Annotated in this window: 14 protein-coding genes and 2 pseudogenes; 10 read left to right on the top strand and 6 right to left on the bottom strand. The window is 46.2% G+C overall.

All coding sequences use genetic code 11. The annotated features are described in order from the left end of the window. Window positions 1–92: 92 nt before the first annotated feature. Together nasC and nirB are read right to left on the bottom strand one after the other, a co-directional pair. Complete coding sequence (nasC, locus tag MTN95_RS07310) at window positions 93–2,225, bottom strand: assimilatory nitrate reductase catalytic subunit NasC (protein WP_248337534.1); 2,133 nt, start codon at window positions 2,223–2,225, stop codon at window positions 93–95. Between the two features lie 6 nt (window positions 2,226–2,231). Then, the gene (nirB, locus tag MTN95_RS07305; protein ID WP_248337532.1) at window positions 2,232–4,550 is read right to left on the bottom strand and encodes a nitrite reductase large subunit NirB; all 2,319 of its coding nucleotides are present in this window, start codon (window positions 4,548–4,550) and stop codon (window positions 2,232–2,234) included. A gap of 181 nt (window positions 4,551–4,731) precedes the next feature. Here nirB and MTN95_RS07300 point away from each other — a divergent pair, with 181 nt between their 5' ends. The 5 genes and pseudogenes from MTN95_RS07300 to zinU all read left to right on the top strand — a co-directional run bounded on the left by MTN95_RS07300 (window position 4,732) and on the right by zinU (window position 10,025). Next, the gene (locus MTN95_RS07300) at window positions 4,732–5,937 is read left to right on the top strand and encodes an MFS transporter (RefSeq protein WP_024120167.1); all 1,206 of its coding nucleotides are present in this window, start codon (window positions 4,732–4,734) and stop codon (window positions 5,935–5,937) included. 130 nt (window positions 5,938–6,067) lie between these two features. Beyond that, window positions 6,068–6,970 (top strand): GTP cyclohydrolase FolE2, encoded by a 903-nt coding sequence (folE2, locus tag MTN95_RS07295; RefSeq protein WP_248337530.1) that lies wholly within the window; start codon window positions 6,068–6,070, stop codon window positions 6,968–6,970. A gap of 2 nt (window positions 6,971–6,972) precedes the next feature. Continuing rightward, window positions 6,973–7,548 (top strand): annotated as a pseudogene (locus tag MTN95_RS07290) (L,D-transpeptidase). 84 nt (window positions 7,549–7,632) lie between these two features. Continuing rightward, window positions 7,633–8,802, top strand: coding sequence for an FAD/NAD(P)-binding protein (locus MTN95_RS07285; protein WP_248337529.1), 1,170 nt, complete (start codon window positions 7,633–7,635; stop codon window positions 8,800–8,802). A gap of 29 nt (window positions 8,803–8,831) precedes the next feature. Further along, complete coding sequence (gene zinU / locus MTN95_RS07280; protein ID WP_105955354.1) at window positions 8,832–10,025, top strand: zinc metallochaperone ZinU; 1,194 nt, start codon at window positions 8,832–8,834, stop codon at window positions 10,023–10,025. A gap of 47 nt (window positions 10,026–10,072) precedes the next feature. Here zinU and MTN95_RS07275 read toward each other — a convergent pair whose 3' ends face one another. Next, complete coding sequence (locus tag MTN95_RS07275) at window positions 10,073–10,753, bottom strand: amino acid ABC transporter permease (RefSeq protein WP_105955353.1); 681 nt, start codon at window positions 10,751–10,753, stop codon at window positions 10,073–10,075. A 9-nt stretch (window positions 10,754–10,762) separates the two neighbouring features. Beyond that, window positions 10,763–11,626, bottom strand: coding sequence for a transporter substrate-binding domain-containing protein (locus MTN95_RS07270; RefSeq protein ID WP_248337527.1), 864 nt, complete (start codon window positions 11,624–11,626; stop codon window positions 10,763–10,765). Window positions 11,627–11,793: 167 nt separating this feature from the next. Between MTN95_RS07270 and MTN95_RS07265 the strand changes: the two are divergent. The 5 genes and pseudogenes from MTN95_RS07265 to MTN95_RS07245 form a co-directional block, all read left to right on the top strand. Further along, window positions 11,794–12,690: pseudogene (locus MTN95_RS07265) on the top strand (alcohol dehydrogenase catalytic domain-containing protein); the annotation flags it as partial. Window positions 12,691–12,700: 10 nt separating this feature from the next. Next, the gene (locus tag MTN95_RS07260) at window positions 12,701–13,156 is read left to right on the top strand and encodes an RDD family protein (protein WP_248337698.1); all 456 of its coding nucleotides are present in this window, start codon (window positions 12,701–12,703) and stop codon (window positions 13,154–13,156) included. 80 nt (window positions 13,157–13,236) lie between these two features. Further along, window positions 13,237–13,566 (top strand): YckD family protein, encoded by a 330-nt coding sequence (locus MTN95_RS07255; RefSeq protein WP_105991526.1) that lies wholly within the window; start codon window positions 13,237–13,239, stop codon window positions 13,564–13,566. Between the two features lie 151 nt (window positions 13,567–13,717). Next, the gene (locus MTN95_RS07250; RefSeq protein WP_069487486.1) at window positions 13,718–14,446 is read left to right on the top strand and encodes an AAA family ATPase; all 729 of its coding nucleotides are present in this window, start codon (window positions 13,718–13,720) and stop codon (window positions 14,444–14,446) included. Window positions 14,447–14,518: 72 nt separating this feature from the next. Continuing rightward, entirely contained in the window at window positions 14,519–15,952 is a 1,434-nt protein-coding gene (locus MTN95_RS07245; RefSeq protein ID WP_248337524.1) for a glycoside hydrolase family 1 protein, read from the top strand. 35 nt (window positions 15,953–15,987) lie between these two features. On the opposite strand, the gene MTN95_RS07240 is transcribed toward MTN95_RS07245, so the two are convergent. Together MTN95_RS07240 and nucA are read right to left on the bottom strand one after the other, a co-directional pair. Continuing rightward, window positions 15,988–16,386 carry a competence protein ComJ gene (locus tag MTN95_RS07240; RefSeq protein WP_248337522.1) on the bottom strand — a complete coding sequence of 133 codons (399 nt, stop codon included), beginning with the start codon at window positions 16,384–16,386 and terminating at the stop codon, window positions 15,988–15,990. Window positions 16,387–16,412: 26 nt separating this feature from the next. Further along, the gene (gene nucA, locus MTN95_RS07235; RefSeq protein WP_024120178.1) at window positions 16,413–16,850 is read right to left on the bottom strand and encodes a DNA-entry nuclease; all 438 of its coding nucleotides are present in this window, start codon (window positions 16,848–16,850) and stop codon (window positions 16,413–16,415) included. Between the last annotated feature and the right edge of the window lie 142 nt (window positions 16,851–16,992).

The following is a 16,992-nucleotide window of genomic DNA, read 5'->3' as shown; positions in this document are numbered from 1 at the left end:
TTTCAGCGTAGCACAGCAAAAAGAAATATTTAAGATGCATGTTATAAAATGTAACAAAAAATACGAAAATTTCTAAAAATTTTATGAAAATTTTAAATAGGTCTGACTCGGACGGCGCATACCTTAAAACCAGGCATTTTACACGCTGGATCTAGGCTGTCGCCAATCAGATCATTTACGTTTTGGACATCTGCCCAGTGGATGGGAACAAATACTGTGTCTTTTCTGATGTGTTCTGACCATTTGCTGCGGACGGTGATGCTTCCGCGAGGAGATTCGATGTTCACGAGAACGCGGTCTTCGATATTGTAGGCCGCTGCTGTTTTCGGATGGATTTCCATAAATGATTCAAAATGTCTTGCGGCCAAAGAGGCGCTTTTTCTCGTTTGGACACCTGTTAAATAATGAGACATGACTCTTCCGGTCGTTAAAAACAACGGATATTCGGCGGTCGGCTTATCTTTTGGAACAACGGGTTCGTTTGGGATCACACTTAGTGCCGCTTTTTGATCCGGATGTGCAAATGAGTCCTCAAACAAGCGCCCGGTTCCGGGATGATCAGGCTCCGGACACGGCCAGTGAATCCCGCCTTCTTGTCTGAGCCTGTCGTATGTGATGCCGGAATAATCGGCGATTCCGCCGCGGCTTGCTTCTCTCAATTCGTTAAAGATATCCTCCGCAGACGTGTAGGAAAAATAACGGCCTTTTCCGAGAGCGGACGCGATTTCGCAAATGATCTGCCAATCATGCTTTGCTTCTCCCGGGCAGGGGCGGCTCGCTTCCCTCAATGTCACGCGGCCTTCGACATTTGTCATCGTGCCTTCGTCTTCTAAGTAAGAGGATGCGGGCAAAATGACATCAGCGAATTTCGCAGTTTCAGATAGAAACAAGTCGATCGCAACAAAGAATGTCAGTTTCGAAAGCGCCTGTTTGACAAGGTTGGCATTTGGGCTGGAGACTGCTGGATTGGAACACATTAGAAACAGTCCTTTAATGTCTCCATCGTTGATTTTTTCCATCATTTCATAGGCTGAGACGCCTTTTCGCGGGAGCTCATCCGGATTGACTCCCCACACTTTTGCAATATAAGCCCGATGTTCTTCGTTTTCGATGGAACGGTAGCCGGGAAGCTGATCTGCTTTTTGGCCATGCTCTCGGGCGCCTTGCCCATTGCCCTGTCCGGTGATCGCTCCGTAGCCCGAGTAAGGCTTGCCGATTTTTCCTGTGATCAGCACCACATTTAAGAAGCCTTTCACAGCTGCGGTTCCGTCGGTTTGCTGTTCAATGCCGCGGGCTGTAAACAGCATGCCGGACGTTTCCTTGGCAAACTTCATAGCGGCCTTTCGCATTTGTTCTAAAGGAACACTTGTCTGTTCGGCGATGTCTTCCAGATTTAAAGCGCCGGTATGCTGTTTGAGCTCATCAAACCCGTTTGTGCGCGTGCGAATGAAGTCTTCGTTTATCAGCTGTTCGTCTATGATGATTTTGACTAAACCGTTGGCAAGGGCGGCGTCTGTTCCGGGTTTGATTTTCAGATGAAGGTCGGCTATTTTGGTCGTCGCTGTTTCCCGGGGGTCAATGGCAATGAGATAAGCCCCGTTTTCTTTCGCTTGTTCAAAATACGGCATGATGGTCGGCTGGCATTCCGCGATATTGGTGCCGGCCAAAATGATCACTCGGGTGTGGGGGATTTCCGCTAAGGGAGTCGTCAAGCCTCTGTCTGCTCCGAATGTTTGGTTGGCTCCGGTTGCTGCGGCGGACATACAGAGCCGGCCGTTGTAATCGATGTATTTTGTCTGCAAGCCGACTCGTGCGAACTTTCCTAACAGATATGCCTCTTCATTCGTAATCGAGGCGCTTCCGTAGACAGCCATCGCATCATGGCCGTGTTTGTCTTGGATCAGGGTGACTTGCTCTTTTATATAGTTCAGCGCTTCAGCCCAGGAAACAGGCACAAACTCACCGTTTTTTTTGAGCAGCGGCCGGGTGATGCGGGAGGAGTGCAGGGCATGCTGGTGGGCGTTCATCCCTTTCATGCATAAACGGCCTTGTGTCGTGGGATTGTCGATGCCGATGGCTGTATACTTCTTCCGTGTGACGATGGTTTGTTCCACAAGCTGCATTTTGCATTGCATGCTGCAAAACGGACATTGGGTGTCGTATGTTTTTTCTGATTGGACGTCTTGCTGTTTTTCGCGGAAATATCTAAGCAGTCGTTCAGTCAAAATGCCTCATCCTTTCTTAAGTGCGCCAGCCTGTATAGGCTGATTTTGTATCAATGACAGGTCTGTTTGAAGGTTTTCCAGCAGCTGCGTCCGCAAATCCTGTTCAAATAATACCTCTCTGATATGAATGATGCCGAGGCGGTCAATCCACTGATGAACCGCTTCTGCATAGTGAGCCGTTTCGCGATAATATTGAAGAAGGCCTTTCATCATAATGGCAGTATTTTCTTCGCTATCCGTCACACAAAACAGCATTCCGGCACGGGCATGCCCTCCCCGGATGCCGCCAGTGTAAATGTCCCAGCCCTCTTGTGTTCGAATGGCGCCGATATCCTGTATAGCTGCTGCGGTGCAGTCTTTTTCACACGACAAGCTGATGGATATGTGATCGGGCATGGAAAGCATGTCAGTATGTCTTTCGATATGGCTTGCCAGCTTTTGAATAGAGCGATCTTCCCCGCACGTACATGCTATGACACTTTGCAGCGAGCGGCGGTGCTGATGAGTGAAAACTGGCATGTGCAGTTCTTTTCTGATGTTTGCAAGGTCATTCGGACGGATTCCGGAAAGCTTCAGCCTCTGGCCGTGAGTTATTGAAACATTGGGGATGCCGTATGTCTCGATGATGTTTGCGATGTTTCTGAGTTCCTTCGCATTTGTCAGCCCGCCGTACATTTGCGGAATGAGAGTGCATGTATCCTCGGGCGATGTTTCAGGAGACTGGATATACCCAGGCTGCAGCAATTCCATGTAATAGTGAAGCGCCGGAACACAAACGCGGCAGCCGTTTTTCGTTTTCCAGCCAAGCTGATTCATTGCCTCAGCAGGATCGGGGAAATGACATCGGTGCAGTTCGGCGATGACTTCATCTTCCGTCAAATCAGTGCAGCCGCAAAACGAAGGCCGGCCGGCTGGTTCTGTATATTCGCTGCTGGCCAAGTATTTCAGAAGGTCTTCAACGAGCGGCTTGCAGCCTCCGCAAGAGCCAGATGCTTTTGTGCACTGCTTAACTTCTTCGACCGTTGTTAAGCCTTTCGTGTGCACCGCTTCTTCAATCAAACCTTTTGTCACCGAGTTGCATTGGCAAATGGGTTCAGCGGAAGGCATGGATGCAAATGAAATGCCGCTTTGATCCGGTTCGACCAGCTGCTTTTTGACAATGGAAATGTCTCTTTGTTTGAGCAGGCTGTCGAGAAGCCTCTGTTTATCACGTGTGTCTCCGAATAAAATCACGCCAGCCAGTTTGTCGTTCTCAAAGAGCGCTTTTTTGTAGCAGCCGGCATGTTCATCATGAAGCTTAATGCTCGTCGTGCCTGCGTCTTCGTGCACCTTTCCTGCCGACCACACATCTATTCCCGCTATTTTTAAGGCTGCAGATTGGGCAGAGCCACGATACCCTTCACAGGGAGCGCCGCAGATGTGTTGAGCGAGGACTTTTCCTTGTTCATAAAGAGGCGCGACCAATCCGTATACCATTCCGTTGTGCTCGGCGCATTCCCCGACGGCATACACATTCGGTTTGCTCGTCTGCATGAATTGATTGACGATGAAGCCGCGGTTTGCGGCGATTCCTGCTGATGCAGCCAATTGGATATTGGGTCTTACACCAGCCGCCATCACAATCAAGTCTGCTTTTATCGAAGATCCGTCTCTGAACCGGATACCATCTGCCCGGGAGCCTCCTGTAATGGATGCTGTGTCTTTCTCTAAAAGAAAGGTTAAGCCTTTTCGTTCCAGCTCAGACTGAAGCAGACGAGACGCTGTTTGATCAAGCTGTTTTTGCATAATGCTGGGAGAGTGGTGAATGACGCTGACATTCATGCCCAGATGCCGCAGGCCGACAGCCGCCTCAAGGCCTAATAAGCCGGCGCCGATGACCGCTGCTTTTTGATAACGTTCCGCCATGCTGATAAAAGCTTGGCAGTCTTCTATTGTCCGAAAGCCGTAAACACCTTCTTTGTCTGTCCCGGGGATGGGGAGAATATGAGGGGAGGAGCCTGTTGCCAGAATCAATTTGTCGTAGGACAGGCTGCGTTTTTGATCTGTGATGACTTGCTGCAAGTCTGTGTTGATTTGAACGACCGTTTCACCTGTGTAAAGTGTAATGCCTTGCTTGGCGTACCATTCACTGCTGTTCAGCACAATGTCATTGAGCGATGCCTCCCCCTGTAAAACGGAGGATAAGAGAATGCGATTATAGTTGGGATGTGGTTCGCTGCCGAAAATGATAATCTCAAACATGTCACGATGAAGCTTTAATATTTCTTCAATACAGCGAATTCCGGCCATTCCGTTCCCTGCTACAATTAATCTTTGTTTCTTCATTTGCCAGACCTCCTTTGCCTCAGCTTGTAAGTTTTTCTCCTATCAAAAATTATGGCACAATGCTCAGTTAACGCATTAAACGTGTCACATTAGCTTACACATGTCTTTTCCGAAAAAATAAGGTCATATATTCTTAATTCAGAAAATTGAAATTTTTATAGGGTCAAGAAAGGGGAATGTTATGAAGCTGTCGGAACTGAAAACAAGCGGTCACCCGTCCACTTTGCTCTGCTCGTTTTTATACTTTGATGTAAGTTTTATGATATGGGTTATGCTTGGGGCGCTTGGTGTTTATATTTCTCAGGATTTTGGCCTGTCTCCCTTTGAAAAAGGGCTTATCGTGGCTGTGCCGATTTTATCGGGATCTGTGTTTCGGATCATATTAGGCGTATTAACGGACAGAATCGGGCCGAAAAAAACAGCTGTGACCGGAATGCTGGTGACAATGATCCCGCTACTTTGGGGAACTTTTGGCGGCCGTACGCTGACTGAGCTTTACGCGATCGGCATTCTGCTTGGCGTGGCAGGCGCGAGCTTTGCTGTTGCGCTTCCTATGGCAAGCCGGTGGTATCCGCCTCATTTGCAGGGACTGGCGATGGGGATAGCCGGTGCGGGTAACAGCGGCACCTTGTTTGCGACACTGTTTGGCCCCCGGCTTGCAGAGCAGTTCGGCTGGCACAGTGTGATGGGAATTGCGCTTCTTCCTCTGATCATCGTCTTTATTCTATTTGTTTTCATGGCGAAGAATTCTCCTGAACAACCGGCGCCGCAGCCGCTCAAAAACTACTTGCAGGTGTTCGGACAAAAGGAAACGTGGTTTTTCTGTCTGCTGTACAGTGTTACTTTTGGAGGATTTGTCGGGCTGTCCAGCTTTTTGGCGATATTCTTCGTCGATCAATACCAGCTGTCAAAAATTCACGCGGGAGATTTCGTCACATTATGTGTAGCAGCGGGCAGTTTTTTCCGGCCTGTAGGGGGCTGGATTTCAGATCGAGTCGGGGGCACGAAGGTTCTTTCTGTTCTGTTTGTCATCGTGGCTCTTTGCATGGCCGGAGTCAGCAGTCTGCCGTCTCTTTCAATGGTTATCATCCTTTTATTTGTCGGAATGATGGGACTCGGAATGGGCAACGGAGCAGTGTTTCAGCTCGTCCCGCAGCGCTTCCGGAAAGAAATTGGAATGGTGACGGGTATCGTCGGCGCAGCAGGAGGCATCGGAGGGTTCTTTCTGCCAAACATTTTAGGGTCATTAAAACAGATGACAGGCACATATGCCATTGGATTTATCACGTTTTCCTGTATCGCATTGCTGGCGTTTGTGCTTGTGATTGCCGCAGGATATTACTGGAGAAAAAGCTGGAGCGCGGAAAGCAGCCCGGCGGATGTTTGATGTTTGAATGGGAGACACGCGATTGCGCGTGTCTTTTTTTTGCTGTTTTCAACTTTCTCTTGATTTTAACTCGTGAACCAATCAGAATAAATAGTAATTATTACGATTTGAAGCGGAAGGAGTTTTCTGATTGGAACAACACATTCTGCTCCCGGAAAAAACGGAGCGTCTTCAATATTTTGGATCGGTCAGTCCCATGAAAGGGCAAAAGCCTGTGGAAAAGGAGAACATGAAGGATCTTCAGAATATCAGAAAAGACTATTTTTTTGATATTCAGCAAGTAGGTGTCACCAATGTGTCTCACCCGGTCACTGTTGCCTCAGCGATGAAACCTTGTCAGCAAACGACAGCAGCGAATTTTACCATGACCGCCAGCCTGCAGCGGAATCAGAAGGGCATCAATATGAGCCGGTTAACAGAGCAGCTTCAACGCTATCATCAAAACGGCTGGATTCTCTCATTTTCTTCTCTTCAGCAATTTACGAAAGAGCTTGCAGAAAACATGGATCAAATCTCGGCTTCCGTCGAAGTGCGGTTTCCATGGTATTTCGAAAGAAAGAGTCCAATGCTTGGGAAAGTGGGGCTGATGCATGCTGAGATGTTGATGTCTGTCACTTATCACGAAGATCAGCCGTTTAAACAGCGGGCCGGTATCTCAGCGAAAGTAACGACTCTTTGCCCTTGCTCTAAGGAAATCAGTGAATATAGTGCCCACAATCAGAGAGGAACGGTCAGCATTTTGGCCGATATTCATCCAACGGCACTGCTCCCTGTCGATGTAAAAGCCGATTTGCTTCACGTTGCAGAATCAAATGCCAGCGCGAGACTGCACCCGGTGCTAAAGCGGCCGGATGAAAAGGCCGTAACGGAAACCGCATATGAAAATCCCAGATTTGTTGAGGACCTGGCCCGTCTCATTGCCGCAGATTTATATGAGCTTGAGTGGGTGTCGGCCTTTGATATTGAATGCAGAAATGAAGAATCAATTCATCTGCACGATGCCTATGCGAAGCTTAGATTTTCGGGGGAATGACTATGAAACTGTCATTCTTATTGATTGCTGTTCTTACGTCAATTCTGCTGTCAGCCTGTTCTTATCATACGCGGACGAGAAAGCGGGATCTCAAATGAAGAAAACAGACAAACTCATAACGGCAGAGAAAACAAGCATTGATTGGACAAAGCCTTCCGGCGGAGAATACCCCGATATCAAGCAGCTGAAAAATATCTGGATTGATGTGGACGTGAAACAGCAGAAGGCTTATATCAATGCCGGAAGCAAAACCATCTATACCATGATCGTTTCATCAGGACTCGATCAAACCCATCGATGATTCCACACCGAAAGGCACATTTCATATCGAGCCTGAACGGGGAGAATGGTTTTTCTCTGAAGGATATCAGGAAGGGGCGGAATACTGGGTCTCATGGAAAAACCATGGAGAATTTCTTTTTTAAAGCGTACCCATGACAAAGGACAAAAAAGTCATTGAAAAGGAAGCAAAAAAATTAGGGGCAAAAGCATCCCATGGCTGTATCAGACTATCCATTCCAGATGCGAAATGGATATACGAAAACATACCTGAACACACAAAAGTTGTGATCAGCTGAATAGAAAGCAGTTGACAAAAAGGAAAAAAGAACATACGATTTAAATCGTAATAATTACGTTTTGAGGAGAAAGGAGTTACTCCTATGTATAAATGGCTTATCATCGGCGGCGGAATTCAAGGGTCGACCTTGGCTGTGCATCTGGTGAAGAGCGGAAAGGTGTCTATCCAGGATCTTGCGGTCATTGATCCTCATGAACAGCCCCTTGAGTGCTGGAAGAGAAATACGGCCCGCATTCGGATGAATGATTTACGCTCTCCATCGGTCCATCACATGGATACCGAGCCGTTCAGCCTGCAAACGTATGCGGATAAAAGCCAGTGGCCGGAGGTATTCTTCGGGAGGTATAAGCGCCCCTCTTTATCGCTTTTTAATCAGCATTGTGAAACTGTATTGGATGAGATACATATTGATCAGGCGTGGAAGAGAGGGATGGTAACAGACTTGAGAAGGAAAAACGGATTGTGGGAAGTGAGGACAGATGCCTCCGAAACAATCATAGGCGAAAGAGTTGTGCTAGCCATGAGTTTTTCACAACAGCCTTGCTGGCCGGAGTGGGCACAGCCATTTCAGAATGACGGCATTTATCATGTGTTTGACAGGGATGTGCAAGGGTTAAAACAGGAAGGCGTAAAAGCGGCAGTTGTGGGCGGAGGGATCACGGCGGCTCATTACGCCATAAAGCTCTCAGATGACGGGCACGACGTGACGATGTTCGTGAGGCATCCGTTCCGCACCTATGATTTTGACAGTGATCCGGGCTGGCTTGGCCCGAAGTATATGAAAAGATTCAGCAAAACGCCAGACTACCAAAAGAGAAGGCAATGGATCACAAACGCCAGACATCGCGGCTCCTTCCCGAAGGACATCTCAAGAAAGCTTGCTGTCTATAGAGAAGAGGGCAGGATAAAGGTCATTCAGGATGAAGTGATATCATGTCAAAAAACAGCTGACGGCCGGCTGCACATACAGCTGAAGAAAAATGAATGTTCATGCACATTCGAACATATCGCGCTGGCAACAGGCTTTGCTTCTGACATCAGCCGATTCGAGTGGGTTCAAAAAGCAGCGCAAGCAGAGCAATTGCCTTTTGCCGGCTGCGGCTTTCCGATTGTCGGCAAGGATTTGCAATGGGGGAACGGGTTATACGTGATGGGTGCCTTTGCGGAACTTGAAATCGGGCCGACAGCGAGAAATATTTCTGGGGCGCGAAAAGCGGCATTCACCATTACACATACGGCATTTAAATCGTAATGATTCTATTTTGAGAGGGTATGATCACAATAAAAAAAATTCCGGTTACAGTACTAAGCGGCTATCTTGGCGCGGGAAAAACAACACTGCTCAACAGCATTTTGCAAAATCGCGAAGGCTTAAAAATAGCCGTTATTGTAAATGACATGAGTGAGGTAAACATTGACGCGGGGCTGGTCAAGCAGGAAGGCGGGCTTTCCAGAACAGATGAAAAGCTAGTGGAAATGTCAAACGGCTGCATTTGCTGCACACTTCGCGAGGATTTGTTAGTCGAAGTGGAGAAGCTGGCAAAAGACGGACGGTTTGATTATATCGTAATCGAATCGACGGGAATCAGCGAACCGATCCCGGTGGCCCAGACATTTTCTTATATTGACGAAGAGCTGGGAATCGATCTCACCAAGTTTTGTGAGTTAGATACGATGGTGACAGTGGTTGATGCGAACCGTTTTTGGCATGACTATCAGTCGGGTGACAGCCTTCTGGACCGCAAAGAAGCACTTGGGGAAGAAGACGAAAGAGAAATTGCCGACCTGTTAATCGATCAAATTGAGTTTTGTGATGTTCTGATCTTAAATAAATGTGATTTAGTCAGCGAGCAAGAGCTTGAACAGCTTGAGAAAGTCCTTCGCACCCTGCAGCCAAGGGCTACATTCATTCGCGCTGTCAAAGGGAACGTCAAGCCGCAGGAGATTTTACATACGGGCCTATTTAACTTCGAGGAAGCGAGCGGATCTGCCGGCTGGATAAGAGAGCTGACGGCAGGCCATGCAGCCCATACCCCGGAAACCGAGGAATACGGCATTTCTTCATTTGTTTATAAAAGACGGCTGCCATTTCACTCAACGCGCTTTTATCACTGGATGGATCAAATGCCTAAAAATGTTGTCCGCGCCAAAGGTATCGTCTGGTGCGCATCGCATAACAGCCTCGCTCTTCTGATGTCCCAAGCCGGTCCGTCCGTAACGATTGAGCCGGTATCCTATTGGGTGGCGGCAATGCCGAAGCTTGAGCAGGAGCAAATCAAACAGCAGGAACCGGAAATATTAGAAGATTGGGACCCGGAATTCGGCGACCGTCTGACACAGCTGGTGTTTATCGGAACAGACTTGGATGAAGACGCCATTACGAGGGAGCTGGATCAATGTTTGCTGACTGAATATGAGTTTGATTCCGATTGGTCGCTGTTTGAAGATCCATTTAAATGGAAGCTGAATCGATAGGAAAAAGCCGTCTCCTGCGGAGCGGCTTTTTTTAATGAAACGTTTGTTTAAAGATAATGCGCGTATTTCTTCTCAAGGATATTCTGAAAAGCCGCCGCAACGGAGCAGATGGCCCAATAAATGAGTGCGGTCAGAATATACATGGTCATGTAATCAAACTCTCGGCCCCCGATAATTTTCGCATGCTGGAGCAATTCGGGCACCGTAATCATCGCGGCGAGCGAGGATGCCTTGATCAAATCGAGCAATACATTGGCGAGCGGAGGCAGCGCAATGCGGATCGATTGCGGCAAAATGATGCCCCTCATCGTTTGCCAATATGAAAGACCGAGCGAGGATGCGGCTTCCCACTGTCCCTTTTCAACGGATGAAATGGCTGAACGGTTAATTTCCGCAATATAAGCGGCGCTGTTGAGGCTAAAGCCGATCAAGGCGGCCGTAACGGCAGAAAATTCAATGCCGATATAAGGGAATCCAAAATAAAGGATAAACAGGATCACCAAAATCGGAACGCCGCGCATAAAGGAAATGTAGAGACGCGCCGGCCATCTCAGCAGGGCAATCTTAGACATTCTGGCGAGCGATATAAACAGCCCGATTACCGTTCCCGCAATCATGCTGACAAAAGAAATAAGCAACGTGTACCCTATCCCCTTTATGACGTAAGGAAACGATTCAATCGCCAGCTGTGTGTTGAAAATATATTCCCACTGAATGCTGTACATCATGGCGTCTGATTACAGGTCAACGTCTTGGACGTCGACATCTAGTTTCTTTGATACATCCGCTTTATTAAAGAATTGTTTCGACAGCTTTGTCAAAGTGCCGTCCTTGCTCATCTTTTTCAGCGTCTCGTTCATTTGTTTCTGAAGCTCAGTATTGCTTTTTTTCATGACAAGCGCCTGTTTATTCGGCATGTACTTGATGTCAGGATGGATCGTTATGTTAAGATCCGGGAATGCCGCGAGTGCCAGTGTCTGCAGGTAATAGTCGTTTAAGATGACATCAGTGCGGCCGTTGGCAACATCTTTTAAATACTGCTCGTTGGTCGCGTTATCATAAATGACTTCTTGTGCGCCGTATTTTCTGGCAACGTCCATATAGACAGTTGTCGCTGCGCCAGCCGCTTTTTTCCCTTTTAAATCTTTCAGTGTTTTAATCCCTGATAAATCATCTTTTCGGACAATTGCTGTGCCATATGAATATTTATAAGGAGAAGAAAACGCGAACTTCTTCTCGCGGTCCTTTGTCACATCTATATCATTGGCGGCAGCGTCCACCTGGCCGCTGTTCACCGCTGTCAGCATCCCGTCGATGCCCATTTCCTTGAACTCGACTTTGAGTCCGAGACGTTTAGCCGCTTCTCGAACAACTTCAACCTCATAGCCTGTCAGTTGATCCTTGCCTGAATCGGTATCATGATAGGACGTAGGATAAAGTGTGCCGGACGTAGCAACGACGATTTTTCCTTTTTCTTTGATCTGCTCCCAGCCTGTATCCTTGGAATCGGCTTCATTTTTGCCGGAACAGGCTGCCAATATAAGAAAGAAAGCCATTGTGAAACTGAATATAACGGCTTTGGATTGCTTGAATAATTTCACCTATGTTTCCCCCAATCTGTTAATCAACTAAAAAGATAGCATTGAACATAAGGGGTTGCAATATGTTGATGGCGTTTTCAAAAAGTTCGAATTGTGTATACAAATGAAGCTGAGAGTTTAAAAGCAGCCGGGAAGGGAAGGAGTCATAAAAAAGGAGTTGGCCAAGGATGAAAGCACTGACATACCAAGGGAAAGAGCATGTGGAAGTGAAAGAGGTTGAAGCTCCCCGGATTCAGGATGCAAGAGATGCTATTATCCGCATTACGGCAACAGGTATTTGCGGCTCTGATCTTCATTTGTATAAAAACGGGATTCCGGCTGCGCCGGATTATATTATCGGACATGAACCGATGGGAGTAGTTGAAGAGACCGGAAGCGAGGTTCAATCACTAAAAAAAGGCGATCGTGTCGTGATTCCGTTTAACATTGGGTGCGGCGAATGCTTTTATTGCAAGCATCAAATGGAGAGCCAGTGCGACGAATCAAATCCAAACCCGCATACTGATGTCGGCGGTTTATTTGGATTTTCTGAAGATAACGGCAATTTTCCCGGAGGACAGGCTGAATACTTGCGGGTGCCGTTTGCTGATTTTTCATCCTTCAAAGTTCCTGCCGACAGTGAGCTTAAGGATGAACAGGTCTTGTTTCTATCCGACGTGATGCCGACAGCATATTGGAGCGTGGAGCACAGCGGAGTGAAAAAAGGCGATACCGTCTTGATTCTGGGAGCGGGGCCGATTGGGTTAATGGCGCAAAAATTCGCTTGGATGAAGGGAGCGAAACGCGTCATCTCCGTGGATCAAGTTCCTCATCGACTGGAGCATGCAAAACGGACAAACAGCGTGGAAACGTTCAACTTTACAGAACATGATGAGATCGGGAAGCTTCTTTATGATGAAACGGACGGCGGAGCGGATGTCGTTATTGATTGTGTCGGAATGGACGGGACCCCGCTGTCGAAAGAAAAAACATCTGAAAAGCCGAACCAATTCGGAACCATCAGCCCGATTCTCACCGCGTCTGAAGCAGTCAGAAAGTTCGGCACAGTTCAGCTGACAGGGGCGGGGGAGTTACATGAACATCTACAAACCAGCCGGATTTTGGATCAGACTAGGAGCGTCATTACTGGATTACATTATTGTCTCGGTGCCCCTTTTGCTGATCTATTGGCTGATCACAGGAAAAGACCCGAACGACAGCATGATCATCAGCTTGGTCGTTTTGCTGTACTCTATTTTGCTGCCGGTATTTTGGCAAGGTTATCTCATCGGAAAAAGGATTTGCGGAATCAGAATCGTAAAAAAAGACGGGTCACAGGTCGGCCTGTTAACCATGATTATGCGAGTCATCATTGCCGGACTGGTTTACGGCATAACCTTCGGGCTTGGCTTAATTGTCAGCCTATTTATGATCGGGCTGAGAGAAGACAAACGGACGCTGCATGATTTTATCGCAGGAACATACGTTACTTACGCATCGCCGGGAGAAGAAGAACTATATACGGACGAACAGATCAGAAAGAGCGAATAATGGTTCGCTCTTTCTATTTTGTATGCATAAAAAACAGAATGAAGCAAAATATATGAAAAAAGTTAGGAGGAATAAACTGGATGAAAAAAGTGAAAGTCAATATCATCGGAATGCTCATTGCCGCGGCTGTTATTTCTTTAACTGGCACAGCTGAAGCAGCGGGAAAACAGAATCAGCAGCCGCCTGCAAACGTTACACTGACTGAACAGCAAAAGAAAGAAATTGAACAGCTGGAAGCAGACATATTAAAAAAACGCAAGGATGTCATCTCAAAGTATGTAGAATACGGAGTTCTGCCTAAAGAAAGAGGAGATCACATCAAAAATCACATGGTCAAACACTTTGAAATGATGAAACAAAACGGCTTTGTTCCGAAGCCTCATCCTCATAAATTTGAAAAGAGACATTAGGCTGTAAGCATCCAATTGAGGTTGGGTGCTTTTTCATTATCGTTAAAAAGAATATACTGACAATATAATATATAATTTGGAATATGAGAACGCATTCTTATGGCTCAAAAGATTTTACTTCACATATTCATTTAACGCGAGAGGAGAAGCTATGTTTTTAAAAAGAGTAACACTCCTTAGAGATAAGATCCCGTCCTTTAACAGATACCCATTCACTATCCCTGCTGTAAGTCAATTACACGACATCTCATTTACCAGAGAAGTGACTTTTTTTGTCGGGGAAAATGGCTCGGGGAAATCAACGTTGCTTGAAGCAATTGCTGATAAGTGTGAATTTAATACAGCGGGCGGCAGCCGTAATAATATCTATGAATTGCAGGAGTCAGACTCTCATTTGGGAGATTACATACGTTTATCATGGCTTCCTAAGATCACAAATGGTTTTTTCTTAAGAGCAGAATCGTTTTATCAGCTTTCTCTTCATCTTGATGAAGTGGAAAGAGATGCTCCACAGCCATATCTCTCCTATGGCGGGAGGCCGCTGCACAAGCAATCGCATGGTGAGTCTTTTATGTCGCTGTTCCAACATCGTTTTAAAGGAAAAGCCATTTATCTTTTAGATGAGCCTGAAGCTGCTCTTTCTCCCTCACGGCAGTTAGCTTTTTTGAGAGTCATACACGATTTAGTGAAAGGCGGAAATGTACAGTTCATCATTGCCACTCACTCTCCAATTTTGCTGGGGTATCCGAATGCTGACATTTTCAGCTTTGACGGGGGCAGTATTCATCATACAGAATACGAAAGCACTGAACACGTCCAGTTAACCAGATATTTTCTTGAACAAAGAGAGAAAATATTAGCTGAACTGTTCCGGGATTAACATCGTGTTGCTATGAAACGCGTTTCATAGCCTATGATAGGTTTATCAAATATTTCAGGAGTGATTAACACAATGATCCATCAACATCCAGAATCTTTTCCGAAACATTTTTTATGGGGCTCGGCTTCAGCAGCTTACCAGGTTGAAGGAGCTTGGAACGAAGATGGCAAAGGCCCTTCTGTATGGGATGTGTTTACGAAAATCCCCGGCAAAACGTTTAAGGGCACCAATGGTGATGTTGCAGTTGACCATTATCACCGTTATAAGGAAGATGTCGCTCTGATGGCTGAGATGGGGCTGAAGGCATATCGATTCTCTGTCAGCTGGCCGCGTATTTTTCCAAAAGGAAAAGGAGAAATCAATGAAGCCGGTCTGGCATTTTACGATAACCTTATTGATGAATTGCTTTCTCATAACATTGAGCCGGTTTTGACTTTATATCACTGGGATTTGCCTCAGGCGCTTATGGACGAGTATGGCGGATTTGAGTCGAGAAACATCATAGAGGATTTTAATCATTACTGCATTACTCTTTATAAACGCTTTGGGCAGAAAGTGAAATATTGGGTAACGTTAAATGAACAAAACTACAATTTTAATCACGGCTTTCTAACAGCTATGCATCCGCCTGGCGTGAGGGACAGAAAACGATTTTACGAAGCAAATCATATTGCGTTTCTGGCAAATGCGAAAGCCATTGAGTCCTTCAGAAAATATGTGCCCGAAGGCAAAATAGGACCAAGCTTTGCTTATTCTCCCGCATACCCTTTAACCAGTCATCCAGAGGACATTACGGCATTTGAAAATGCTGAAGAATTTATGAATAATTGGTGGCTGGACATGTACTGCTGGGGAACCTACCCGCAAATTCCTTTCCGCTATTTAGAAAAACAGGGATGGGCGCCGACAGTCGAACCGGGTGATATGGAGCTGCTTGCCAAAGGGAAGCCGGATTTTGTAGGTGTCAACTATTATCAAACGATTACTTACGAACGAAATCCGCTCGACGGTGTTTCAGAAGGGAAAATGAATACGACGGGACAAAAAGGGACTAATCAGGAAACAGGGATGCCGGGACTATTTAAAACTAAGAAAAACCCGAACCTAACAACGAGCAACTGGGATTGGACGATTGATCCGGTAGGATTGCGTATCGGGCTTCGCCGTATTACAACACGTTATCAGCTTCCTGTGTTTATTACAGAAAACGGTTTAGGAGAATTCGATAAAGTTGAAGACGGCACTATACATGATGATTATAGAATTGATTATTTGCAATCGCATCTTGAGCAATGCAGACAGGCCATTAGTGATGGAGTTGATTTGATTGGATATTGCAGCTGGTCCTTTACTGATCTGTTAAGCTGGCTGAACGGTTATCAAAAAAGATACGGCTTTGTTTATGTGAATCGTGACGAAGAGAATGAACATGACTTAAAACGATTGAAGAAAAAAAGCTTTTATTGGTATCAGGATGTCATTAAGACAAATGGAGAAAATGTATAAAGAGTCCCTGAGAGTATTCCTCTCAGGGCTTTTCATTAGACGGAAACAGCATCAATGATATAAGTGTCAGCATGCAGATCTGACAGCTCAGCCGGCACAGTGTAGCATGTGAATTGATAGTCCCCTTTAGGAAGGTCAAAGGACAGCCTTTTGGACATGATGCTTTCAATTTCAATTCCGTCTGTTGTGACGTGAAAAGGAACAATCACTTTTTTTTCATAGGATGCAACTGTTTCTGAACTGTTAAGGCGTAAAAGAATATATACCTTTGAATTTCGCTGTGCCTCAAACGAAATGGCTTCGTCCGCTTCCGCATATCCTTTTTCAATTGCTTCATCTGTCCAATCGATGACTGGCGGTGCGGAACTCTTTTGAAATACAGTAAATTGATGATATGAAATCGTCAGTTCTTGCGGCTTCCATGATTTGATCAATGTGCTGTTCCTCCTCTTTTAACTGTTTACTGAATCGTAAATAAAACCTTTGTGCCGTCAGGGTAATCGGTCAGCTGATGCCCGACCCAGGAGCCTGCGCCGCGATTGTCAGCGGGAGAAATATATTCTACAGAAGCCCCTTCACCGCCTTCTTTGCACATGGCCATTGGCCATTCATCTCGGTCATACCCTGTTTTGGAAGGTACGTCTTTTAATGATTGTTCGCGGCGTTCCTCAGCTCCGTCTCTGTCTATGGTGCACACATCTGAATGCCCCTCACTTATTGCGTCCTTGATATGATTTGCTGTCTCAGGGTAACGCTCAGAAGGGAAGGCCAGTGTTTCGTCATATTCTTCTGTTTGAGACGTTTTTTGATCGTCTGAGAAAAAGTCTCCCTTAATCAGGCCAACAGCTGCAGCTGCTATGACGACTATTACGAGAAGTAAAGTTTTTATAATGTCCATTCGTGATGATCACCTCCCGCGTCAGCAACTTTAAAAACTGCTCCAAGAGTAATGCAGAAAGGGCTGGGTGTAAAGATTAAAATTTTTTGTTTTGCCTTAGGTTTATTGCAGAAATCGTAATTTTAGCAGATCGAAATATTCA

The sequence above is a fragment of the Bacillus sp. 2CMS4F genome (assembly GCF_023161785.1).
GTDB classification, from domain to species: Bacteria; Bacillota; Bacilli; order Bacillales; family Bacillaceae; genus Bacillus; species Bacillus halotolerans.
This window is presented reverse-complemented; position numbering and strand designations above follow the sequence as displayed.